Source organism: Xanthobacter autotrophicus ATCC 700552 (assembly GCF_043194565.1).
GTDB lineage: Bacteria > Pseudomonadota > Alphaproteobacteria > Rhizobiales > Xanthobacteraceae > Xanthobacter > Xanthobacter autotrophicus_F.
Genome location: NZ_JBAFVS010000030.1, coordinates 1 through 21906, shown reverse-complemented (window position 1 = coordinate 21906; position 21906 = coordinate 1). Strand labels below are relative to the sequence as shown.

At 64.6% G+C, this 21906-nt stretch carries 21 protein-coding genes and 2 pseudogenes; 13 read left to right on the top strand and 10 right to left on the bottom strand.

Annotated features, from left to right (window positions below):
- Nucleotides 1–11: 11 nt before the first annotated feature.
- The 3 genes from V5F48_RS21985 to V5F48_RS21975 form a co-directional block, all read right to left on the bottom strand.
- A complete protein-coding gene (locus V5F48_RS21985) occupies nucleotides 12–1478 on the bottom strand; it encodes a TolC family protein (protein WP_213375421.1) in 1467 nt (488 codons plus the stop codon).
- Nucleotides 1478–1681, bottom strand: coding sequence for a hypothetical protein (locus V5F48_RS21980; protein ID WP_378235269.1), 204 nt, complete (start codon nucleotides 1679–1681; stop codon nucleotides 1478–1480). Before V5F48_RS21980 ends, V5F48_RS21985 begins: the two co-directional genes overlap by 1 nt.
- A gap of 193 nt (nucleotides 1682–1874) precedes the next feature.
- A complete protein-coding gene (locus tag V5F48_RS21975; protein WP_394260336.1) occupies nucleotides 1875–2333 on the bottom strand; it encodes a hypothetical protein in 459 nt (152 codons plus the stop codon).
- Nucleotides 2334–2570: 237 nt separating this feature from the next.
- Here V5F48_RS21975 and V5F48_RS21970 point away from each other — a divergent pair, with 237 nt between their 5' ends.
- The 9 genes and pseudogenes from V5F48_RS21970 to V5F48_RS21930 all read left to right on the top strand — a co-directional run bounded on the left by V5F48_RS21970 (nucleotide 2571) and on the right by V5F48_RS21930 (nucleotide 13263).
- Complete coding sequence (locus V5F48_RS21970; protein WP_298317534.1) at nucleotides 2571–2966, top strand: hypothetical protein; 396 nt, start codon at nucleotides 2571–2573, stop codon at nucleotides 2964–2966.
- Between the two features lie 140 nt (nucleotides 2967–3106).
- Entirely contained in the window at nucleotides 3107–3511 is a 405-nt protein-coding gene (locus V5F48_RS21965) for a FixH family protein (RefSeq protein WP_298317531.1), read from the top strand.
- Nucleotides 3508–4920: an efflux RND transporter periplasmic adaptor subunit gene (locus V5F48_RS21960; protein ID WP_298317529.1), complete on the top strand. Its 1413-nt coding sequence runs from the start codon at nucleotides 3508–3510 to the stop codon at nucleotides 4918–4920. Before V5F48_RS21965 ends, V5F48_RS21960 begins: the two co-directional genes overlap by 4 nt.
- The gene (locus tag V5F48_RS21955; protein ID WP_394015550.1) at nucleotides 4917–8090 is read left to right on the top strand and encodes an efflux RND transporter permease subunit; all 3174 of its coding nucleotides are present in this window, start codon (nucleotides 4917–4919) and stop codon (nucleotides 8088–8090) included. Before V5F48_RS21960 ends, V5F48_RS21955 begins: the two co-directional genes overlap by 4 nt.
- Before the next feature lie 633 nt (nucleotides 8091–8723).
- The gene (locus V5F48_RS21950; protein WP_394260335.1) at nucleotides 8724–10217 is read left to right on the top strand and encodes a multicopper oxidase family protein; all 1494 of its coding nucleotides are present in this window, start codon (nucleotides 8724–8726) and stop codon (nucleotides 10215–10217) included.
- A 14-nt stretch (nucleotides 10218–10231) separates the two neighbouring features.
- Nucleotides 10232–10639, top strand: a complete 408-nt coding sequence (locus V5F48_RS21945) for a hypothetical protein (RefSeq protein WP_298310049.1) — start codon at nucleotides 10232–10234, stop codon at nucleotides 10637–10639.
- An 87-nt stretch (nucleotides 10640–10726) separates the two neighbouring features.
- Nucleotides 10727–11197 carry a hypothetical protein gene (locus V5F48_RS21940; protein ID WP_298310047.1) on the top strand — a complete coding sequence of 157 codons (471 nt, stop codon included), beginning with the start codon at nucleotides 10727–10729 and terminating at the stop codon, nucleotides 11195–11197.
- 272 nt (nucleotides 11198–11469) lie between these two features.
- Nucleotides 11470–11895, top strand: a pseudogene (locus V5F48_RS21935) (acetone carboxylase subunit gamma); the annotation flags it as partial.
- Between the two features lie 639 nt (nucleotides 11896–12534).
- Nucleotides 12535–13263, top strand: a complete 729-nt coding sequence (locus V5F48_RS21930; RefSeq protein WP_298310043.1) for a helix-turn-helix transcriptional regulator — start codon at nucleotides 12535–12537, stop codon at nucleotides 13261–13263.
- Nucleotides 13264–13285: 22 nt separating this feature from the next.
- Here the strand turns inward: V5F48_RS21930 and V5F48_RS21925 are convergent, their stop codons facing one another.
- Complete coding sequence (locus tag V5F48_RS21925) at nucleotides 13286–15622, bottom strand: relaxase/mobilization nuclease domain-containing protein (RefSeq protein WP_298310042.1); 2337 nt, start codon at nucleotides 15620–15622, stop codon at nucleotides 13286–13288.
- Nucleotides 15619–16125: a hypothetical protein gene (locus tag V5F48_RS21920; protein WP_298310040.1), complete on the bottom strand. Its 507-nt coding sequence runs from the start codon at nucleotides 16123–16125 to the stop codon at nucleotides 15619–15621. The genes V5F48_RS21925 and V5F48_RS21920 overlap by 4 nt, the downstream gene beginning before the upstream one ends.
- A gap of 496 nt (nucleotides 16126–16621) precedes the next feature.
- Between V5F48_RS21920 and V5F48_RS21915 the strand changes: the two genes are divergently transcribed.
- Nucleotides 16622–17323 carry a ParA family protein gene (locus V5F48_RS21915; RefSeq protein ID WP_126280900.1) on the top strand — a complete coding sequence of 234 codons (702 nt, stop codon included), beginning with the start codon at nucleotides 16622–16624 and terminating at the stop codon, nucleotides 17321–17323.
- The gene (locus V5F48_RS21910) at nucleotides 17320–17754 is read left to right on the top strand and encodes a hypothetical protein (RefSeq protein ID WP_298310035.1); all 435 of its coding nucleotides are present in this window, start codon (nucleotides 17320–17322) and stop codon (nucleotides 17752–17754) included. The genes V5F48_RS21915 and V5F48_RS21910 overlap by 4 nt, the downstream gene beginning before the upstream one ends.
- Before the next feature lie 105 nt (nucleotides 17755–17859).
- Here V5F48_RS21910 and V5F48_RS21905 read toward each other — a convergent pair whose 3' ends face one another.
- The 5 genes and pseudogenes from V5F48_RS21905 to repC form a co-directional block, all read right to left on the bottom strand.
- Complete coding sequence (locus tag V5F48_RS21905) at nucleotides 17860–18018, bottom strand: hypothetical protein (RefSeq protein ID WP_298310033.1); 159 nt, start codon at nucleotides 18016–18018, stop codon at nucleotides 17860–17862.
- A gap of 267 nt (nucleotides 18019–18285) precedes the next feature.
- A complete protein-coding gene (locus V5F48_RS21900) occupies nucleotides 18286–18579 on the bottom strand; it encodes a type II toxin-antitoxin system RelE/ParE family toxin (RefSeq protein WP_298310031.1) in 294 nt (97 codons plus the stop codon).
- A complete protein-coding gene (locus V5F48_RS21895; RefSeq protein ID WP_298310029.1) occupies nucleotides 18579–18884 on the bottom strand; it encodes a type II toxin-antitoxin system RelB/DinJ family antitoxin in 306 nt (101 codons plus the stop codon). The genes V5F48_RS21900 and V5F48_RS21895 overlap by 1 nt, the downstream gene beginning before the upstream one ends.
- 59 nt (nucleotides 18885–18943) lie before the next feature.
- Nucleotides 18944–19123, bottom strand: a pseudogene (locus V5F48_RS21890) (hypothetical protein); the annotation flags it as partial.
- 430 nt (nucleotides 19124–19553) lie between these two features.
- Entirely contained in the window at nucleotides 19554–20753 is a 1200-nt protein-coding gene (gene repC, locus V5F48_RS21885) for a plasmid replication protein RepC (protein ID WP_394260338.1), read from the bottom strand.
- A gap of 327 nt (nucleotides 20754–21080) precedes the next feature.
- On the opposite strand from repC, the gene V5F48_RS21880 reads away from it, so the two are divergent.
- Both V5F48_RS21880 and V5F48_RS21875 read left to right on the top strand, forming a co-directional pair.
- Nucleotides 21081–21404, top strand: coding sequence for a helix-turn-helix domain-containing protein (locus V5F48_RS21880; protein WP_394085313.1), 324 nt, complete (start codon nucleotides 21081–21083; stop codon nucleotides 21402–21404).
- Between the two features lie 93 nt (nucleotides 21405–21497).
- Nucleotides 21498–21869, top strand: coding sequence for an XRE family transcriptional regulator (locus V5F48_RS21875; RefSeq protein WP_394085312.1), 372 nt, complete (start codon nucleotides 21498–21500; stop codon nucleotides 21867–21869).
- The last annotated feature ends 37 nt before the right edge of the window (nucleotides 21870–21906 follow it).

Sequence of the window (21906 nt, the reverse complement as noted above, 5' to 3'; positions counted from 1 at the left end):
CCTTTCTCGGGTCAGTTCACGCCGCCTTCGGCGGCCGCTGCCATGACGGAGCCTTCGCCAGCCGAGCCGGCTGAACTGCCTCCGCCGATGATCGCGGTCTCGAAGTCCACGGTGGCGATGAAGAAGTCGCGCTTGGCGGAGATCGCCGCGACGTTGGTGGCGATGCTTTCCCGCGCCGTCGTCAGAAGCTCGAAGACGTCGATCAGCATGCCGTTGTATTCGAGCAGGGCCTGCTCGTTGATCGTCCGGCGTAGCGGCAGAATGCTGTTCTGATACTGGCGGGCGATGTCGTAGCTGCCGCGATAGGTGAGATAGGCCGCGCGCGCTTCCGAGCGCACGTTCACGGCTTTTTCCATCAGGCGGTTGACCGCCTGCATGTAAGTCTCCCGCGATCGGCGCACGTTGACTTCGCCGCCGTCGAAGATCGGGATCTGGATTTCGAGCTCGAAGCCGCGCGGCGACGAGCTCTCCCGTACGCCGTCCACGGTCGATCGCTCGTAGTTGCCGCGCCAGCCACCATCGAGCATGGAGATGAACCGCGTCGCCTCGGTCAGCCCGAGGGTCTTGGCCATGGCATCGAGCTCGAGGCGCGCCGCGATGAGATCGACGCGCTTTCGAATGGCATCGACTTCGACCTGCTGTGCGGTCTGGATGCGGGGCATGCCCGGGAGCTGACCCGGCAATCTGTAGTCGACGTCGGGCCCCCACAGGCCCAGGATGCGGGTCAGGGCCTCGCGGTCCGTCCCGACCTTCAATCGAGCCTGGGCAAGCTCGTTGGACACCTCTGCGTAGAAGGAACTCGCTCGCGCCTGGTCGAGCTTCTTCGCGGCGCCTGTCTCTCCGAGCTTGCGCGTGAGGTCGGCGGCTGCATCAGCCGAGACCCGTGCCTGCTCGAGGAAGGACGCGGTCTGCCGCGACGCCACAGCGCGGTAGTAGGCGCGGCGGGTCTCCGCCGCAGTGCGGAAGGTTGCCTCGATTGCCTTCTGCCGGGCGGCTTCGAACTGCGTCCTGGCGATGTCGCTGCGGGCCGGAAGTGTCAGGAGCGCCAGGATGTTGGCGACCACGCGACGTTCGATATCCAGCGAAGCACCGGTGGAAAGCCGCTCGACCCCGATGACCGGATTTGGCGGCAGGCTGGCCTCGACGAAGGCGGCCTCGGAAATGCCGAGCGCATTGTACTCGGCCTGAAGACCGCGATTGTTGATGAGCGCAAGCTGGACAGCGCCGTCTGCGGTCAGGGGTTTGGCCAGGAGCGCCTTGACGCGGCTCTGGACCGCGGACGCCTCGGCGGAGGACGCGATCTTCACGGTGTCCTTGCCGATCGCGGCCGAGACCTCCGCCGACACCGGGCTCATGCCGCCGTCCGGCGTGAAGGTTACGCAGCCACCCAGTGTCGTGGCGACGGCGCCGATCGCGACAAGCCGCTTCCAAGGCGGCGCAGGAAGAGGCTTCGCCTGGCTATCGATTGTGAGCGCCATCATTCGCCCCCCGTCTTGGGAGCGACGCGCTCATTGCGCTCGATCCAGGGTTTCGGATCGACCGGACGGTAATCAACCGTTCCCGCGGTGACGGGCGCGTAGCGCAAGGGCTTCACGCTCGAACTCGCATCGGATGGGCTCGGCCCCACCTCGATCGCGGGCGGTCCGGAACATGCGGACAGAACGACGGCGAAGGCCGTCATCAAGACAGGTTTCATGGAGATCCTCGGAATCGGCCCAGTCGGCCTGAGCGGCATGGCCGCGCGGCATCGAACAGCGATCTTCAGCGGCTGCGGAGACGCAGCGGCGAAGGCCGTCGGCAGAAACCCGAAGACGGAAACGGAGACGGATCTTGTCCGTCAGCGATCAGAGGTCGTGAAGGGAGTCGGCCGACGATCAGACGTCGGCGAATCTCGGCGGGCGCTCGAGGCGCGTCGCGGACGATCCCTTTACACCCGCCTCAAGCGACGGATGATCGATGGTCCGCACAAAAGCGATGATCGCCATAGCGCATCCGCTGGCGGGAATTGCAGTGTGGCAGGCCATGGCACAGCAGGAGTTGGATTCATCGCCGTGCTGATGCTTGGCAGCGCAGGCCGAGCCGTCTGCTTCCAGACAAGCGGAATTCTGGGCCAAGTCGCTGTCGCCGTGCTCATGCGATCCGCTGGAATGGCTGGCTTCGATCGGCGCGTGGTGCCCTTTCCCGCCGCTCGATACCATCAAGCTGCTCGCAATGCCCCAACCCGTGCTTGTCACCGAAAAGGCGAGCACGGTCAGAAGAATCACGAATGAGCGAAGCGAGTGCATCATATCGCATCGCAAAATACGGGTGACGCCGTGAATGGCAAGGACCATTTTGGCATCATGTGAAAAAGCTCCGACGCTGGTGCTCGGCAGTCACACGAAAATTCCTTGCAAGGCTTCCGCTGTTGAACGCCAAGCCGTGAGTACGACGTGTTAGACGGCTCAGGATGACGAAACAATTATCCACGCGACTTTGACCTGACGATGGCCGTCATTGCTGCGGTATCTGCCGAGAACGTGAACGCAATGCTCTTTCGCCGCTCAAGCCATTGTGAGATTTAGGATGCGATGATCCGGTCCCGGCTCTTTCGACTTCTCTCGATCCTGGCGATCGTGGGTATGGTCGCTGCTCCCGTCGTTGCACCTGCGGGTGCCGGCATGATGGCGGCTGTGTCGATGGTCGAGCCGTCGGATATGGCGATGTCGGACATGGACATGTCGGATGCGGCGATGTCCGACGACATGCCGTGCTGCCCCTCCCAACAGCAGCAACAGACACCCGATTGCGGCAAGGCGACCTGCCCGTCGATGGCGCTCTGCTTTGCCAAGTGCTTCTCAAGCGGACCACTGGCAGCCGTCGTGCGGTCGTTGCCGATGCACGCGGGCAAACTGTTCGGCCTGAAGGCCGACACCCGGCTCGCCAGCCTGGCGCCTCCGCCGCTGATGCGACCTCCGCGAATCTAGGTCTCAGCGCCGGCTTTTTGGGGCCGGCGGATCGTCGGGCAGCCTGGGTGCTGCCGGCGGTCTTGCGCGCAGCCATGTGCTGCCGCGCGCCACTCCGCCTTTCCGGTGGATCTGACATTCTGAGACTCCAGGAACGACACATGACCACGTTCAATTCCGCGCGCGCCCTTGGCGCGGCGCTTCTCGGCCTGTCATTGGCCATGCCTCTGACGTCCGCCTTCGCTGCCGCGAGCGACTACGAATTCCAGCTCGTCCAGACGGATATCAAGAAGGGCGACGCCCTCATTGCGGTCCGCCTGATCAACAAGAAGATCGGCAAGCCCGTGCCGGACGCCGTCATCTTTGCCACTCGGCTCGATATGGCCCCCGAGGGCATGCAGGAGATGGCGACCAAGGTGACGCCGATGCCCGGCGCGGAGCCGGGGACCTACCAGTTCAAGGCCAATCTCAGCATGGCCGGCGGATGGCAGCTTTCGCTCGGCGCCAAGGTGCAGGGCGAGGCCGATACGGTCGAGAGCAAGCTGGTTCTCAAGGCCATCCCATGAGACCCCGGATCGCTTCGGTGGTCCTCACCCTCGCCGCCCTGACGGCGGCGGGGGCCGGGGGATACTACGCCGGCCGCCATGAGCTCCGATTGCCGGAACTCGGGGCGTTTCCGCTTCCATCCGCCCGAGCCGCGCAGGTGGTGTCGGGACCAGTGATCTATTATCGCGACCCCGATGGCAGACCGTTCTACGCCGCCGAGCCCCGCAAGACGGCGGATGGGCGTGCCTTTCGGCCGGTCCATGCCAGCGAGGATGTCAGCTTCGAGGATGCGCTGGAAGACGTGTCCGCAGTCTCGGGAGCGGCAGGAACCAAGCGCGTCCTCTATTACCGCAACCCGATGGGCCTGCCCGACACCTCGCCGGTGCCGAAGAAAGATTCCATGGGGATGGACTACATCCCGGTCTATGCGGGCGAGGACGATGACGGGAGCACCGTCAGGGTCAGTCCAGGTCGTCTGCAACGCACCGGTGTGCGCTCCGAGCCCGCGCAGCAGCGCGTCCTTTCGGTCCCCATCCGCGGCTCCGGAACGATCCAGCTCGATGAACGGCGGATCGTCGTCGTCGCTGTGCGCTCCGACGCCTTCGTGGAGAACGTGTCCGAAGTGACGACGGGCGACCGGGTGAAAAAAGGCCAGGCCCTCCTGCGCCTCTATTCGCCGGAGGTCACCGCCGCCGGTGCGCTCTATCTGACCGATCTCAACGGCGCCGGGCGCGACGCCCTCGCCGGCGGCGCGCGCCTGCGCCTTGAGAACCTCGGTGTTCCGGCGGACGCGATCGCCGAGATAGAACGCCAGCGCAAGGTTCCCCGCTTGGTCACCTGGACTGCTCCGCGCGACGGTGTCGTGCTTGAGCGCAATGCCGTCGAGGGCATGAAGGCCGCTCCCGGAGACGTCCTGTTCCGGCTTGCGGATGTCTCCATCGTCTGGGCGCTGGTCGATGTCGCCGAGCGCGATCTGCCGATGATCGCGCTCGGGCAGCCCGTCTCGGTGCGCGCTCGCGGCTTCGTCGACCGGGTGTTCGCGGGCAAGGTCGCGATGATCTATCCGCAGGTCAACAAGGAGACGCGCACCACCCGCGTGCGCGTCGAACTCGCCAATCCCGACGGGATCCTGCGCCCCGACATGTATGTCGATGCCGACATCGCCACCGGCGCCGCGGCCTCGGTCGTCACCGTGCCAGCGAGCGCCGTGATCGACAGCGGCATGCGCCAAGTCGTGATCATCGACAAGGGCGAGGGCCGCTTCGAGCCTCGCCCGGTCAAGCTCGGCCGCCGGGACGCGGACTACGTCGAGATCCGGGACGGCGTCACGGCGGGCGACAAGGTCGTCGTCGCGGCGAACTTCCTCATCGATGCCGAAAGCAACCTCAAGGCGGCACTGAGTGGCCTCAACGGCGGGGTTCCCAAATGATCGGTCGCCTCATCGCCTGGTCGGCGCGCAATGTGATGCTTGTCCTGATCGGTACGGTCTTCGCCGTCTCGGCCGGCGTCTACGCCATTCGGACCTCGCCGCTCGACGCCATTCCCGACCTCTCCGACGTGCAGGTCATCGTCTATACCGAATATCCTGGCCAGGGGCCGCAGGTCGTCGAGGACCAGGTCACCTATCCGCTGACGACGGCGATGCTGACGGTCCCGAAGTCGAAAGTCGTGCGCGGCTTCTCCTTCTTCGGCGTCTCCTTCGTCTATGTGATCTTCCAGGACGGCACCGATCCCTATTGGGCGCGCAGTCGTGTCCTGGAATTCTTGAATGCCGCGGCGCAACGCCTGCCGCAGGGCGTCACGCCCAGCCTCGGCCCGGATGCGACGGGCGTCGGCTGGGTCTACCAATATGCCGTCATCGCCAAGGAGCGCACGCTGGCCGAACTGCGCTCGCTTCAGGACTGGACCATCCGCTACGGGGTCGCCAAGGCGGAAGGCGTCGCCGAGGTCGCCAGCGTCGGCGGCTTCGTCAAGCAGTACAATATCGTGGTCGACCCGCAGCGCCTGCGCGCCTTCGGCATCCCGCTCCAGAAGATCCGCGAGGCCGTCCGGGCGAGCAATATGGACACCGGCGGCAGATCCGTCGAATTGTCCGAGTTCGAGTTCATGGTCCGCGGCCGCGGCTACCTCAGGGGCGTCGGCGATCTCGAGCAGATCGTCCTCAAGAATGACGGCGGCACGCCTGTCCTCCTGCGCGACGTCGCTTATGTCGAGCTCGGCCCCGACGAGCGGCGCGGCATCACCGAGCTCAACGGCGAAGGCGAGGTCGCGAGCGGCATCGTCCTGCAGCGCTTCGGGGCGAACGCGCTCGACGTCATCGACAACGTCAAGACGCGCCTTGCGGAGATCATGCCGAGCCTGCCCAAGGGCACGGAGATCGTCCCGGTCTATGACCGCTCGCAACTCATCGACGCGGCCATCGAAACACTGAAGGGAACGCTCATTGAGGAGAGCGTCATCGTCGCGCTGGTGTCGATCGTGTTCCTCCTGCATGTCCGAAGCGCGCTGGTTGCCATTCTGATGTTGCCGGTCGGCGTGCTGATGGCCTTCGTGGCGATGAAACTGCTCGGCCTCGGTTCCAACATCATGAGCCTTGGCGGCATCGCCATCGCCGTCGGCGCCATGATCGACGCCGCCATCGTGATGATCGAAAACGCTCACAAGCATCTTGAGCGGGCGCCGCCCGACAAGCCCCGCGTCGAGGTTCTGATAGAAGCGGCCAGGGAAGTCGGCCCGGCGCTGTTTTTCAGCCTTTTGATCATCACCGTCTCGTTCCTGCCGATCTTCACGCTGGAATCGCAGGAGGGCCGCCTGTTCGGGCCGCTCGCCTTCACCAAGACCTTCTCGATGGCGGCGGCCGCGCTGCTCTCGTTGACGCTGGTGCCGGCGCTGATGGTGATCTTCGTCCGGGGGCGGATCGTCCCGGAGCACAAGAATCCGATCAACCGCTTCCTGATCTTTATCTACCGGCCGGTCATTCGCGGCGTGCTCAAGGCCAAGATGCTGACGATCCTCGTCGCGCTCGCGGCACTCGGCGCCTCCTGGTGGCCCGCCACGCAGCTCGGCTCCGAGTTCATGCCGAATCTGAACGAGGGCACGCTAATGTACATGCCCACGACATTGCCGGGCATCTCGGTCACCAAGGCCGCGGAGCTTCTCCAGACCCAGGACCGCATCATCAAGTCCTTCCCCGAGGTCGAAACGGTCTACGGCAAGGCGGGACGCGCACTGACGGCGACCGATCCGGCGCCGACCGAGATGTTCGAGACCATCATCAACCTGAAGCCGAAGGATCAATGGCGGCCGGGCGTCACCATCGACAGCCTGAAGGCCGAGATGGACGCCGCGCTCCAGTTCCCCGGTGTCTCCAATGCCTGGACCATGCCGATCCGGGCCCGTATCGACATGCTCTCGACAGGGATCCGCACGCCCGTCGGCATCAAGGTATTCGGCACGGACCTGACGCAGATGGAGACCGCGGCGCGGCAGATCGAGACCGTGGTCAAGAAGGTTCCCGGCACGTCGAGCGCTTATGCCGAGCGGGTGATCGGCGGCTATTATCTCGATATCATCCCGGATCGGAGTTCACTCGCGCGCTACGGGCTCATGATCGGCGACGTGCAGGATGTGATCGCAACGGCGCTCGGCGGCGATGCGGTCACTACAGCGGTAGAGGGGCGCGAGCGCTACAGCGTCAACATCCGCTATCCGCGCGACTTCCGCAGCGACCCGTCCTCGATCGCCGGCAATGTGCTGGTGCCGTTGCCGAACGGCGGGACCGTGCCGCTCGGCGAGGTCGCCAAGGTGCAGCTCACCCGCGGGGCGACCTCGATCCGCACGGAGAACGGCCAGCTCGCCATCTACATCTATGTCGACATCGCCGGCCGCGATCTCGGCGGATATGTCGCCGAAGCGCAGCGCGCCGTCGCGACGCAGATCGCGTTCCCGGCCGGGACCTATGTCTCGTGGAGCGGTCAGTTCGAATATCTGGAGCGCGCGGAGGCCCGGCTGAAGATCGTCGTCCCGGTCACGCTGCTGATCATCTTCCTGCTGCTCTATCTGAACTTCCGCCGGATTACCGAGACGCTGATCGTGATGCTGTCGCTGCCGTTCGCGCTGGTCGGCGGCCTCTGGCTGATGTGGTGGCTCGGCTTCAACATGTCGGTTGCGGTCGCTGTCGGCTTCATCGCGCTCGCCGGCGTGGCCGCGGAAACGGGTGTGATCATGCTGATCTACCTCGACCACGCTTGGAGCGAACAGCGTGCGGTCGCTGAGGCGGCGCGCCGAAGTCTGACGCGGGCCGATCTCCAGCATGCCATCATGGAAGGGGCCGTCGAGCGCGTGCGGCCCAAGATGATGACCGTGGTCGCCATCATGGCCGGACTGATCCCGATCCTTTGGAGCACGGGAGCGGGTTCGGAAATCATGCAGCGGATCGCCGTCCCGATGATTGGCGGCATGGTCTCCTCGACCCTGCTGACACTGATCGTGATCCCGGCCATCTATGGCCTGGTCAAGGGGTGGGGGCTGTCGTCGACTGCTGCGGCGTCCGACTCCGCGAGCTCGAAGTCCGTCGCCGGCCGGCTCGCCGCCGAATGAGACGTGAGCCAAGGCCGGATCGGCTGTCCCGGCCCAAGGGCCTCGCAAAGGGACAAGTTCTCGTGACGAGAGAACGCCTCAGAGAGGCCATTGATGTGGGTCAAGGTGGAATTGTGCGGAGGGTGCCTTCTTGAGGAGGCAGGGGTCGGGCATGAGCGTCAGGTTGCAAACGATAGGACAGATGAGAGCGTTGCTGGCCTTTCTGGTCGCGATCGCGCTGCTGGTTGCGCCTGTCGTCAGCGCGCAGGCTATGCCGTGTCACGACCTTGTCCGCCACGAGCAAGCAACCATGATGGTAAGCGGCGAGTTTCAGGCTGCCATCAGCGGCGATGGGCTCCAAGGTCATTCTCACGCTGTCGACCATACGCTCTGTTGCAGCAGTGCCTGCGCATCCTGTGTCGTAGCGCTCGCTGCACCGGGTACGACAGTCCCGCAGCGCATCGTGCTCACTGCGCGTTACGCACAGCGTGATGAGATCGTCCGCGGCCTAGCTTTTCCACCCACCCTCGGTCCTCCTCGAACCCGTGCCTGATCAGACCTGACCCGATGCTGCACTGGCATCGGGTCGCTCTATGCGCATTCGCATGATCAGTCAGCCGGCCTGCTACCGGCAAGGGAACAAGGACCCACACCATGAATCGTCGTCACTTTCTGAACCGGATGATGGCCGGAGTGGCCGCATTCGGCACATCAGCCGCCTTCCATCCAATCAACGCCTGGGCGCAGGCCGTGCCCGATGCTCCGCCGCCCGCGTCAAACGCTACGCCGCGCCCGCTTGGCGTGGTCAGTCGGACCATCGAGGTCAATGGCAAGGCCGCGCGCGTGTTCGGGCTTGCCCAACCCGATGGCACGCCGGGCCTGACGCTGGATGCCGGGAGCAGCTTCGACGTCGCCCTCTCCAACCGGATCGGCGAGCCGACGCTGATCCATTGGCACGGCCTGACACCGCCTTGGCCGATGGACGGCGTGCCGGACAATCCCGCCGCGCTCCTGGGACCCTCCGAAACTCGCCGCTACACGTTCCCGGCCGGCGCCGGAGGCACACACTGGATGCACGCCCATACGCTGCAGGAGCAGAACCTGCTGGCGGCGCCGCTGATCGTCCGGACCGCCGCCGACCGGCAGCGGGACGAGCAGGAGGTGGTGATCCTGCTGCACGACTTTTCGTTCACGCCTGCGGAAGAACTGCTCGCGAAGCTCAAAGGAAGCCCTGCCGCCGGCGGCATGTCGATGGATCACGGCGCGATGGGCCGGAGCGATGCGATGAAGGGCATGGCCGGCATGACGGCCTCCGGCGCGACGGGCCAGATGCAAGGCATGCCGGGCATGGCGATGGACCTCAACGACATCGACTATGACGCCTATCTCGCCAATGACCGCACGCTGGGTGACCCTGAGGTCGTGACGGTCGACAAGGGCGGCCGGGTGCGCCTGCGCATCATCAACGGCGCAACGGCGACCGCCTTCACCATCGATACTGGAAGGCTGGATGGGGAACTGATCGCAGTCGACGGTCAAGCGGTCCAGCCGATCGCCGGCCGGTCCTTCCCGATTTCCATGGGCCAGCGACTGGATATCCGGCTGGCCCTGCCGATGGCGGGCGGTTCGTACCCAATCCTCGCCCTTCGCGAGGGCAGCGCAGAACGAGCGGGGATCATCCTCGCATCCGCCGGCGCAGCCATCGCCAAGATTCCCGTGCTCGGACAGGCCAAGGGACCGGTGCTCGGGCTCGACCTCGAGCAGAGGCTGCGCGCAATCGAACCGCTGGCGCAGCGCGCCGCCGACCGCCGCTTCGCGCTCACCCTCACCGGCAACATGGCGGACTATAGCTGGGGTATCGGAGGGGGCGACGCGCTGCAGATCAAGCGGGGAGAGCGCGTTGAGGTCGCATTGGCGAACATGTCCATGATGGCCCACCCGATGCACCTGCACGGGCACGCATTCCAGGTGGTCGGCATCAACGGCAAGACGGTTGGCGGCGCGCTGCGCGACACCGTCCTGCTGCCGCCGATGGCGCGCGTGACCGTGGCATTCGACGCGGACAACCCCGGCCGCTGGCCGCTCCACTGCCACCATCTCTACCACATGGCGACCGGCATGATGTCGTTCGTCAGTTACGACGCGTGAATGGGGAGAGTGTCATGCAGCAACATGCCAATCATCTGCCCTCCACGACGGGTATCCGAGAACAACCGACCTCGGCGACAAACCATCGACTTGCCTCCGCGATCGTGGATGCGCCAAAGGAACGCGGCAACCGGTTCGGCGAAGCGCGGGATTTCGGCAGTTCGGTCGGCAAGGGCGTCGGCGGGTCGGTCGAAGGCAGGAAGCTCGCCCCTGGCAGTCATCGCATCATGGCGGAAGCGGAAGTCGAGCTGTCGGCCTTGGCCGTCGAAGTCGAGCGGCTACGGGTGCAGGGTGCGACGGCGATCTTCGTAGCGATCGACGGAAAAGCGGACGGACCTCTCGCCATCGCCGTTCGGATCAAGGTGGCGGCTCCCCCGGCGGTCCGGGCGTGCGGCAGGCAATCATTCGCATCACGAAGCTGACCGGCCATGGCCATGGCGCTGTCATCTGTCAGCGTCATGGCCAACGCACTCCGGCCGCGCCGCACCTCTCTGGATTAAGGGCAGATCATGGATTACTTCACCGGCAGCACAAGTTTATCAGGTGGCCACTGTCTCAAAGGTGGCAAATCGGGCGATGAACAAGACGATCAGAACCTGCGAACCGCTCGGGAGCATCGTCACGCGCATCGATGGCCGATTCAGGATCACGGAAATTCAAAACCAATCGTTCCTGAGATGATTGAGGTACTGAACTTCCGGCGGCCCCTGGGACAATTCGTTGGAGCTATTATCCTCGCCATTACGGTGTCTATTGGAATCCCGACCGACGGGATCGCGAAAGATGGCGACTTCCAGTCTGTCTTGCTTAAGGCCGGCTGTCCGACCGCGAAGGTCGAAACGCTGTCGGACAGCAACGGTACTGTTGTCTATCGTGCGAACTGCTTCTCAAGCTCACACATGATAATCACAGTCGTCTGCATCAAGGGGACTTGTTCCAGCGCCGAGCGGTCATTTAGCGACGTCGATGACCTTGGGTAGCGGTTCTGATCAACGCAACGCTGCTGAGCCACTCCATCAATTGGCGGATAAGGTTTGAGGCGCACGCTGGAACTGCGCTCCTGCCATACGTGATTGCTCTGGCGGGTGTCGTGATATCTGCACAATTCTCCATTCGGGAGTCTGATCCCACTAAGCAACCGGCAAACATCCTCGCTCGGCCTGGGCGGCGACGTTTCGACCCACGCTCCAACGCCGACGTTGCGGCAAACTCGCGATCGTCGAGACGCGCCACGACTTCACCCTGGTTCCTCAAGGATCCCGAGCGCTTCGTCACCTACATGGAGATCCTGCAGGATCGCGTGCCGTGGGACGACAGGATCGTGCTGCCGCTCGGACCAAAGCTCTTCATCGTGCAGCGCAAGGACAACAAGCAATGGAAAATCCGCTCCGAATGCGGGCATGATTTCTGCGACTGGCGCCAGAACTGGAAGCTCTTCGCGAAGGTCCATGTTCGCGATACGCAGCAGAAGCTCGAGGAAATCTATCCGCGCCTGATGGCGCAGACCTCGACCTGGCAGGTGCTGCGCGAATATTATTGCCCGGAATGCGGCACGCTCCATGACGTCGAGGCGCCGACGCCCTGGTATCCGGTGATCCGCGACTTCGAGCCCGACATCGACACCTTCTACAAGGACTGGCTCGGCCTGGCCGTGCCAGAGAGGGCTGAGGCGGCCTGAGGCCGCAAGCTCCCGCCTGCTCGATACGAGCTTGATGGCCGCATCAGTCTGGCACGGGAATAGCCAGAAGACGCTGAACACCGATTTCCGTCCGGGCTTTTCGGACATCAATGGGACGACGATCGGGCATGGCGTTCTACACGCGCCATGCCCGATCCCGCTTGCGCAGATCGACAGGCGATCTTCGGCCCGTCAGGATCGGGGGCGTTCCAGTGCGCTTCAACTATCGAGAGGCCGGAAGCGCGAAGCGCGCCATCTCGTCAGACAATATGGCGGCGAACCGCTGGCAGTGCGCGGCGCGTGGCGCGCCCCCAAGCCACAGACCTTGTTGCCGGGCGCTTCTTGGACGGCGTTCTTTAACACGGGTCAAAGTCTGAGTCGGGATAGTCGGTTCTTAGTCATGCACGGCTCACCCGTGCGGTCACGCTTCAAACGGCACCGTCCTACGTTCCAGCCTCTTACCGCGAAGGATGCTGCTCGTCTGGACAACGAGAACTGATCGACACCTGCAAGTCTCGGGACACCGTCCAAGCGGACAGACGCCATGACCAGACAGCGGCGCGGCGCGTTGGGCCGAGATGGCATCGATCGAACACCACCAACGCAGATTTCAGTTCTATCTGCAGAGGGCAATGGCAATTGAACGAGGCACGCGACCAGACCTGGCAGTTCATTGAACGTGTCGAACGCTCGACCGAAGCGGGCCAAGTCGAGCAGTGCTTGATGGAGATTGCGTCCGACTATGGGTTCAGCACGCTATTCGGTGGGGTAGTACCCTCTGCCCGCGTGTCACCAGAGGAGATCAAGTCGCGGATCCTGTTCCAGCGGTTTCCCTTGGAATGGGCTGGACGCTACAACGACCGAGGCTACGTCTTTCGCGATCCCATCGTTCATCGGCTGCAGCACGATCGAAACCCTTTTGATTGGCAAGAGGCATACACCTCCTGCGATTTTCCAAAGGATGTCGCGCTGATCCAAGGGGAGGCATCTGAATTTGGCCTCCGGGTCGGATATGTCGTCCCCGTGACGATGCTTGACGGGCGCGTCGCTGCCGTTTCATTCGGCGGGTGCCATGCCGACATTGGTGCAGAAGGCCGCGCCGCCTTGAGCTTCGTCGCAAACTACGCTGTCGGCAATCTCCTGCACTACAAGGAGAGCCGAAAGCGTCTCATTGGCAAGGTTACGCCAAGAGAGTTCGACTGCCTCCTGTGGGCATCCGAGGGCAAGACCGACTGGGAGATTTCCGTCATCCTCGGGATTTCGCGGTCAACCGTGACCAAACACATTGTCTCCGCCCGCGAGAAGCTCGGCGCGGTCAATAAGCCTCACGCAATTGCGATGGCGCTTCGCAGCAAATTACTCCGCTAATCAAAAGCAGAGTGTGTGATGTTCAGGTAGTCCGCTGCCCTTTGATGGATTGGGCCTCGGCACGCTCCGCCTCGATCTCCCGCACGATCTTCTCTTGCTCGGCCCGTAGCTGCGCCAGCGCGTCCGTCTGGATCAGCGTCTGCGGCAAAGGCTGCGCGGGATGCTCGGCGAGAACACGCGCGGCTTCAACGGCAGCGGCGGCCTCGCGCGCCTCGCGGGCTGCGGCTTGTTGTGAGCCTCGGACGATTGCCCTCTCGGCCGTCAGCTCGCGCTGCGACTGCGGGTCGAGCCCGCCCCGGCCTTCCTGGCGCCGCTCGGCTTCGATCGCGCGATCGGCCAGCCTTTCGGCCGAGGCCGCTTCTCGATCTTCTTTTATGCGAACCTGCTGGGCGTGGGCGATCAGCCGATCCGCATTGGGCCCGGCGATCGCCTCGACCTCGGATCGCGAGAGCTGCCGTGCACCACTTTCCTGGGCGCGCTGCAGGTCGACGCGATTGGCCAGCGTCTCGAGATAACGCGCCGACGTCTCCCGGAACTGCTGCTTCGTCTCGCCATCGAGGAGGTCGCCGGTGCGCGACACCGCCTCGTTCATGAGGCGAAGATCCTTCGCCATCTGCTCCGACGTGATCGCCATGTGCTGGTCCTCCTTGGTGAGATGATCCACCCGCTTTCCGATGGTGTGAAGAATAGTGCCGACCGTCTCCGCCATCGTCAGCCGCTCGAGCATGTGCTTCGCCACAGTATTGTCGGGCTGCTCGCGCGCCACCATGCTCCAGGCATTGAGGCTCTCATTGACCACACGCCGCTCGGGCTCGGAGGTGGGCAGCCTGATCGGATTGGTCCGCGCCGCGGCGATCCGCTGCCGGGCGTTGTCGATGAGACGTTGGTTGGCCGGGTCCCCGGCATAGGCGCGATCCCGCGCTTCGCGTGCCGGACGCGGACGCTCGGCGACATCGACAATCGCCTTGTCGCGCGCGCCGTAGCTTTGCGCCGACGCCCGCTCCATCGCCGAGGTCGCGACGATCTTGAGGCCCTCCGCCTGCGCATGCTGCGCGTAGCTCTCGCGCCAGCCGCGGAACTCGCTCGGCCCCGGGTGGATCTTCTGCCCGGATTCGTTCTTCATCGTGATGACGGCATGGATGTGGATGTGCCCGTCGCTCTCCCGGTCGACATGCACGCCGAACAGGAAGCGATGGTCCGCGAACCGATCGTGCAGGAAGGCCCGAGCGGCACGACGCAGCGCCTCCGGGTCGGGGCCCGCCTTCGACGACAGCATCAGGTGCATCGTGTCGCGGGGCGACTGCGAACGCAGCGACCGGCCCCACTCCTTGGCGGCATTGCGGGCGGCGGCGACGTCGCCGATGGCCCTGCCGCTATCGTCGACCAGCGGCCCCCGGCGCTCGACCAACCTGTTCAACTGCCAGGTCACACCCTCGCGTCCATGCTGTGGCTTTCCCGGACCGAGGGAGATGGCATGCTCCGGAATACCCGCGGCGGCATGGATGCGCGCCTTCATCACCGCCTCGGATCGGTAATCGAACCGCTTCTGGTCGAAGCCGTTCTCCGCCGTGCCGATCCGCTCAACGCGAACACGGAAACGCTCCTTCGGTCCTCCCGCCGCGGCGGTGACGATATGGGCATCGAGCTCGCCGGACGGCAGCCGGTCGATACGGGAGGCATGACGATGACCTTCGAATCCGGCGGCGATGGCCTTCGCGTAGCTCTCACGCCCCTCGGCCGTGTCAGGCACACCATGAAGCTTGAGGCGGACGGTGACGACATCATGGCTGGGCTTGCGCTTATCGAAATCCTTCGACCAGTCCTTGATCTCATCGGCGACGGCTTCGTGATCCGACAGGATCCGGCCGTCATGGGTTTCGACCGGGACATCCTCGCGCTGGGCGTACTGGGCAGTCTTCGTCGCCCGGGTGACGCCGGTCGCATAGGACAGCACCTTGACCACGGCGGGCTGATAGCCCGACGCGAGCTGCCGGGCGCGGGCGAGCGATCCGCCGCCGCCCTGCCCGCCACCCCCGCCGGAAAGACCGCCCTCGATGGGTGTAGCGGCCGAGCCGGACCTCGGGGAAGCAGCCTGTCGCCCTGCTCCGCCGCCGGACGGCGCCGGCAGCCTGCGACGCCGCTCCTCGTCCAGTCCGCCCGATAGCGTCGCGCCGCGAATGATCACATGCGCCGGCGTCGCGCCCGGCGCGGGCGCTGCCCGCGCAGCCTTCGGCCGGAGCTCATCGTCGAGTGCGCCCGACCGACGCGGCCGGCGCCGCTCATCGCGCCCTGCATCGAGCGTGCGGCGCGCGGCTTCCACCTGCTCCAGCCACCACTCGATCTGCGCGGTGCGGCTCATGATTTGATCTCCTCCGGCAGTGCGAGCTTCGCCTCGCGCCGCAGCTTTGAGCCATAGGCCACCGTCATCTCGGTGAGCTCGTCATTGATCGCGGCGACCACCTCGTGAAGCCCACGCCAGACTGGCTCGGTGTCCTCGATGCGCACGGCCTGGCCGCGATGGATCGCCTTCAGAACCTGCGACAGGTTGCGGCCGACCATGCGGACCTGGCTGGCGAGCGCGACGACCGCCTTGGTGTTCTCGGCCGAGAGCGCCGGTCCCGCCTGGATCGAAGCCCGGATCAGCCGCCGCACCACCTCGGCCTTCGGCAGCCCGAACAGCGCGACCGCCTCGATGAGGCGCGCCTCATCCGCATCGGACAACTCCGTCCGGAGCCGGGGCTTGCGTCTTGGCATTGCGGCGGAATGGGCCAAGGCCAGCTTCCCCTTCCCTTCACGGCGAACCGGCTCACGGGTGCAACCCGAGAGCCGAACTCCTGCCGATCCGACCAGGATCGGCAGCATGCGCGCGTCAGCGCAATGGCTGCGTTCAGCAGCCTCCCCGGGTTTGGCCCACAAACCGGTATCTTGTCAATCAATATCTAATACACTGAATGTTAGAAGTCTGCGCATAAAGGGCGGCAACGCCCGCAGGAGCAGTCCGTATGAATCCACCGGCCGCATGGCGCGAAGCGCCCCCCTTGTGGATCACTCGACGCCGCAAAGCGCTCTGCAGGGCAGGCCAGGGCATAACGCATTCACCCATTGCCGTTCTATCTATTTGAGACAATGCCGCATTTCGCGAATACGTTATTGTCTGGGTGATGGAATGCGGTAATCCCGCATTGCCCCGCCTCGGCAAGGCCGCATTGCTGTCTCCGGTTATTGCCGCATCACCAGAATGACGGAATCCAACAGAGCGACAAGACATCATTGCAGCGTTGTCGTTTGTCTATTTTATTGTATGTTGTCATTAACGGAGTGAGCCATTGCGGCACTGCCGCATCGACCCGAGGGACGCATGCCCAGCATCTTCGCCATCGCCAACCCCAAAGGCGGCAGCGGCAAGACCACCGTCGCCATCATCCTCGCCGGCGAATTCGCCAGGCATGGCTACTCCACCGCCATCGTCGACGCCGACCCGCAGGGGTCCTCCTATCAATGGCACGCCTCGTCGGTCGCGCGCGGTCTGAGCCCGGAAGGGGTCGATCTGGTGCGTGCGCCCGACGAGAAGGCATTGACGCAGGCGATCGAGCGTCTCGACAGCTATGACGTCGTCGTCGTGGACACCCCCGGCTACTACGGCAGCGTACTGGTTCAATCAGCGCTCCGCGCCGACCTCGTCGTTCTGCCCTGCAAGGTCCACACCTTCGATGCTTCGCAGGTCGTTCGGACCATCCGCAATCTCCAGCAGCACGCCGACGAGGCGAAGCTGCCGATGAGCCAGCACCGCGTCCTCTTCAACGAGTATGACAGCCTCGACCGCAACACCCGCCCGCTGCGCGAGGTCCTCGCCTATCTCAATGCCGAGAACGTCCCCGTCTGCGCCAACGCGCTCTACCGCCGCATCACCTATCGCACCATGACGAGCGGACATGGCACGCTCTACCAGATGAGCGACAAGGACGAGTCGATCCGCAAGGCGCGCTACAATGCCGATCAGGTCGTGCGCGAATTGCTCGCCGCTAGCCAGGGCGTCACGCAGGACGACAGTGCGGCATGAGCGATCCGGTAAAAGACCCGCACCCTGATCGCCCTGCCCTCCCTCGCGACGCGTTTCGCGCGCAGCGCCTCGTCCCCGTGGGAACCGCCGAGCCGGCCTCCAAGCCGGTTATCGTGACGCCGGAATACGAAGACCACGTGCACGCGCCGGCCTCGACAGCCGGCGCCAGCCAGGGAGAGCCGGCGACCGTCGCTGCATCGAGGCCGTTGCCCAGGGCAAAGGTGAAGCCGGAGATCTCGCGCAACCCCTTCGATGCCTATGGCGAGCGCTCGTCGTCACGCCCTTATGCGCTGCGTCTTCCCGACGCCATCGACCTCGTCGTCCGGCAGATCGCAGCTGAAGAGCGGACCCATCCGCTGCGCGTGATCGATCGCATTCTTCACGATCACCTGAAACGGATCGGGCGCCTGCCACCCCCGCGCGGCGCCTGACCACAGGCCCTTCGCCGTATTTGCGAAGACCGCTTCCAGCGCCTTCTCCCGGACGCCATGCGAGGATAAGCAGCCGGGGACGCCGTCGCTGACAAAAAAAGGGGCTTACGCCCCCTCCGCTTCGCGACCCCGACGCTCGGCTTCCGCGAGCAGTTCTTCGAGGCGCCGGAGCCCGTCCCGCCGCTCCTTGCGGGTGAGGATGCAGTGCGCAAGCTCGGCGCGCAGCTCGGTGATTTCGGCGTGAATGTCGAGAAGCTGTGTCATGTGAACCTCCTTTGTCTTGATGACGGAGGCAGCCGGCCGGGCGTTGGAGGGACGGGTCAGGGATCGCGCAGCGACCGGCAGCGCCGGCGCGTGGGGGAGCCGATTTTGTCGTCGCGCAGCGGCGTCAAAATTGGGGGCACCGCGCGTCCTTGACGCGGCCCGACTGCCGGTATGATGGGCGGTCATTGAGAGAAAGACGGCCTGGCTCGACGCTGCGGCCGGGCTCCCTTCACGGCGCGCCGGCGCTGCAAAGACGGGGATCCGGTATCAGCTCCCGGTGAAATCCTCTGGCCAGATTTGCGCGCCGTGAAGGACACGCAGGATGCGGATCGTGCTCTCGGTCACCGCGTAGGCCGCGATATAGGGCGTGCCGGAGATCACGAGTTCGCGCGTGCCCGCGACGCGGCCGGGCCTTCCGCTTTCCGGGAACTCGACGAGCCGGCGCGCTGCAGCGGCGATCCTCTCGTCGACGGCGATGGCGGCCCTCGGGCTGTCTGCCTCGATATGCGTGAAGATGCCGTCGCGGTCGGAGAGCGCGAAGGCGGACCAGACAAGCCTCATCAATCGGCCGAGGCGGCCTTGCGCCGGGCTGCCGCCCGCCGTGCCGCGAAATGATCCTCGACCTCGTCGTCGGAAACGTCGGGTCGGCTATCCGCCAGTGCTTCGAGCACCTTTGCGCGGAACCATGCGTCATGCGCCTCGCTGTTGCTGACCAGCTCGAGCGGCAGCGCGCCTTCATTGGCGGTCCGGGTCAGCAGAATGCGTACCGCGTCGGATACGGTCAGGCCCATGCTTTCGAGCACAGCGGAGGCCCGGTCCCTCACGTCTGCGTCGATGCGGGTCTGAACCAGGGCATTGGCGGCCATGTCGATCTCCCTTCCTCCTGCCGCAATGTAATGCAATTGAATGACGATTGCCAGTGCCGCTACAGACCGCACATCCCCTTGCATTCGTTGGGCCACCGATCGCGTTGCACGTGATCGGTGTCCATCGAGAGATCGGCCTCATCCAGAGGCACGGCGGAGCGATGGAGAAAGACCTCGCCCCGGATTCCACGCAGTCCGCACCGGATCGTGCGATCGACCTCAACTGGATTCGCCCATGATCGATCGCATTCTTCACCACTACCTAACACGGATTGGACGCCTGCCACCCCCGCGCGGCGCCTGACCACAGGCCCTTCGCCGTACCTACGGCGCTCTATGAAAGCGCGGTCCGGCTACGGGCCTGCTCCGCTACGCTCCGGTCGCGTTCCGCGACTGGACAGCCGCCGTTAACAACCTCGACTCAAGGACAAGACGGTCGTTTTCGACATCGTCGAAGCGGCGAACGACACGCCGTCCCGGATCCGCCAGCTTCACTCACCACGTGACATCAGAATTCCCGATGTCTGCGGGGAAAGCGCAACGGCCGCAAAGTTGAGGCACGGAACCAACCAACATGCGCGCGGCCTCCGAGCCTGCTCGACGGAATTCCGGCGGGACCTCGCAAGGGCCTGGTCCCCAAGGCCAAGGTCATCTGATGCGCGGAGCATTTCAGTCTCGATTTCGGGCAGACATGAGCGCCATCAGCATCGGCCCCAGCGAGAACGATCCGGCCTGCGCCCGTCGCGTCAGGGCTCGCAGATAGCCGCCCGGGCTTTTGATCGCGGACGCGCGCTGCAATATGGCAGCGACAACGATGCAGGCCTGCACCTCGCCCAGCACCGCACAGGCATCGGCCCAAGCACTCGGGCTGATCCCAAGCATCGGCCGGATCACAGCGGCGGTCGCGATGAAGCCGCGCCAGTGCGAAATCCCGTGTCGGGCATAGTCGGCGAGGTCCGGACAGGCCTCCAGCACCATGCCCAGCGGAAACGCCATTTCCCCCGACCTCATCGGTTTGGGGTCTGGCTCCGACCTCGCCGCCCGGCTTTCTCGAAAGCCAGGTTCAGGTTCAATCGAGATTTCGGTGTTTGAATTCTGTATGTGGTGCTCGGAACGGGACTCTGTGGCGCCTGATTCCGCTGGTTTTACGTGTTGTTCCAACGCCGTGAGGATGATTGCGGCCAATTCGGCGAGTGTTTCCGCGATTGGCTCCAGCGCCTCGAGATCCACACGGCGCGGGATAGAGCTGAGAATATCGATGAAGCTGCGATGCAGACCGGGCCAATCGGCCGGCACGCGCTCCTCGATCCCCGTCGCGATCATCTTTGCGATGTCGCGTCGGCAGAGCGCGACGGCCTGGCGCGCGAGAGCGAGCGCCCGTCGCTCGGCCCGAATGGTCTCGGCCAGGGCGGCGAACTCGTCGGCCCGGGCGATGAGCGGGCCGAGATCGAAGCCGAACGCCTGTTCGACGTCGCCGGCGGCGCCCCTGCGCGCGAAGCGCTTGCCGTTCGGACTGTCGCGTCGCAGGATCAGCCCGCACTCGACCAGCACAGCGAGATGGCGACGCAGCGTCGAGGGCGCGATGCCGTGAGCCCGCAACATCAGCGTCCTGTTCGATGGGAACACGACGAGGTCGCCGGCACCCGAGACCAGCACGGTGTCGGGATGGAACGTCAGCAGTGCGTTCAACACCGCCAACGCACGATCGGAAATGTCGAGCACCGCCTTCGCCTCGCAGATCAGGCGAAACACCTGCCACTTGTGGACGGGTTTGCCCTCGGGGCACTCCTTCACGAGGCGCTGCGTATTGACGACGGCGCGCGACAGCGCCCGCCGCCCGAAGGGTGTCGTTGGGATTTGGCCAAGCATCTGCATTCGCGTCCTCTCTTTGCGAGAGCGCGGGGCAAACAAAGACCGTGGCGTGAAAACGCAGGCCTCTTGAACTGTCGGATGGCGAGGGCTAATATGCTTGTGTGTTTTCGGGCACCGCTGACGACGGCAATCGTCGGCCCGTCCATCGTCTGAGAGACCCGGCTCTGCCGGGTTTTTCTTTGTCCGAGCGCACCTCTTCCGTTGAAACCGAATCCGTACATTATATTGAATGTCGAACGTCAGTCCAACGTGCTGGCGTGCGCCTTGTCGGGCTGCGCGGAGGGTCGCAGCCCGTCTTGGGATTCTATGTTCGAGGACGCGCCGATGAGAACCAAAGACTGTCGCCGGAAGGCCGCGCACGCGGCCGAGGGTCGTACGCTGCTTCGGACCTTTCAGGCGTCGATCGAGGCGATCCGATGCGCGAGCGGCCTCAGCCGCAAGGCCTTTGCCGCGCAGCTCGGTCTGGCGAGCTCAAGTTACTTCCACCTGATGACGCCGAATGCGAATCCGAGCCTGGATTACATCGAACTGATCGCCGAACGCGCCGGCGTCGAACCAGCGGGGCTGCTGGCGCGACCGGCGGCGACGGCAGAGCTCGAATCGGAGCAGACGCCAGGTCTCTTAAGACGACTCGATTCAAGGGGTTAGGCAGGATTTCGATAACATTCAATATACCAGATGATGGAGTTGCTGTATCATGCCGCTCGGCTCAATCTTGAGCCTTGGAGCCCCTGCCCTCCCATGCCCCCCGCCCGCAAGCCGCTGCCCGTCGATCACTCCATCCTCAACGAGATGCTGGCGATCCGGCTCCAGCAGCTCGAGAGCGAGAATGGCGGAATGGAGGCGTTCCTGCCGAAGACAGGATTGGCGCGCGGGACCTATTACACGATCCTTCGGGGGATCGGGAATCCGACGTTGAAGACAATGGAGCGCATCGCCTCGAGCCTCAATATGAGCGTCCTCGAGTTGCTCGGCTTCGAGATCGACGATGCGCGGCGTGCTCTCAGGAAGAACGGCGTCGATTATGACGAGGTCGTCTCTGCCATCGATAAGAAGAACCAGGCCGACCGACGCCTCGCCCGGCAATCGCGCTCGAGCAAGCTGCCGGGATAACCGCGTTGGCCGGGCGGCGCTCGCGGGAACAGAAGGT

Coding starts and splice junctions, on each gene's coding strand:
- V5F48_RS21985 (WP_213375421.1), bottom strand. CDS start 1,478: ATGGCGCTCACAATCGATAGCCAGGCGAAGCCTCTTCCTGCGCCGCCT.
- V5F48_RS21980 (WP_378235269.1), bottom strand. CDS start 1,681: ATGACGGCCTTCGCCGTCGTTCTGTCCGCATGTTCCGGACCGCCCGCG.
- V5F48_RS21975 (WP_394260336.1), bottom strand. CDS start 2,333: ATGGTCCTTGCCATTCACGGCGTCACCCGTATTTTGCGATGCGATATG.
- V5F48_RS21970 (WP_298317534.1), top strand. CDS start 2,571: ATGATCCGGTCCCGGCTCTTTCGACTTCTCTCGATCCTGGCGATCGTG.
- V5F48_RS21965 (WP_298317531.1), top strand. CDS start 3,107: ATGACCACGTTCAATTCCGCGCGCGCCCTTGGCGCGGCGCTTCTCGGC.
- V5F48_RS21960 (WP_298317529.1), top strand. CDS start 3,508: ATGAGACCCCGGATCGCTTCGGTGGTCCTCACCCTCGCCGCCCTGACG.
- V5F48_RS21955 (WP_394015550.1), top strand. CDS start 4,917: ATGATCGGTCGCCTCATCGCCTGGTCGGCGCGCAATGTGATGCTTGTC.
- V5F48_RS21950 (WP_394260335.1), top strand. CDS start 8,724: ATGAATCGTCGTCACTTTCTGAACCGGATGATGGCCGGAGTGGCCGCA.
- V5F48_RS21945 (WP_298310049.1), top strand. CDS start 10,232: ATGCAGCAACATGCCAATCATCTGCCCTCCACGACGGGTATCCGAGAA.
- V5F48_RS21940 (WP_298310047.1), top strand. CDS start 10,727: ATGGATTACTTCACCGGCAGCACAAGTTTATCAGGTGGCCACTGTCTC.
- V5F48_RS21925 (WP_298310042.1), bottom strand. CDS start 15,622: ATGAGCCGCACCGCGCAGATCGAGTGGTGGCTGGAGCAGGTGGAAGCC.
- V5F48_RS21920 (WP_298310040.1), bottom strand. CDS start 16,125: ATGCTGCCGATCCTGGTCGGATCGGCAGGAGTTCGGCTCTCGGGTTGC.
- V5F48_RS21915 (WP_126280900.1), top strand. CDS start 16,622: ATGCCCAGCATCTTCGCCATCGCCAACCCCAAAGGCGGCAGCGGCAAG.
- V5F48_RS21910 (WP_298310035.1), top strand. CDS start 17,320: ATGAGCGATCCGGTAAAAGACCCGCACCCTGATCGCCCTGCCCTCCCT.
- V5F48_RS21905 (WP_298310033.1), bottom strand. CDS start 18,018: ATGACACAGCTTCTCGACATTCACGCCGAAATCACCGAGCTGCGCGCC.
- V5F48_RS21900 (WP_298310031.1), bottom strand. CDS start 18,579: ATGAGGCTTGTCTGGTCCGCCTTCGCGCTCTCCGACCGCGACGGCATC.
- V5F48_RS21895 (WP_298310029.1), bottom strand. CDS start 18,884: ATGGCCGCCAATGCCCTGGTTCAGACCCGCATCGACGCAGACGTGAGG.
- repC (WP_394260338.1), bottom strand. CDS start 20,753: ATGCTTGGCCAAATCCCAACGACACCCTTCGGGCGGCGGGCGCTGTCG.
- V5F48_RS21880 (WP_394085313.1), top strand. CDS start 21,081: ATGAGAACCAAAGACTGTCGCCGGAAGGCCGCGCACGCGGCCGAGGGT.
- V5F48_RS21875 (WP_394085312.1), top strand. CDS start 21,498: ATGCCCCCCGCCCGCAAGCCGCTGCCCGTCGATCACTCCATCCTCAAC.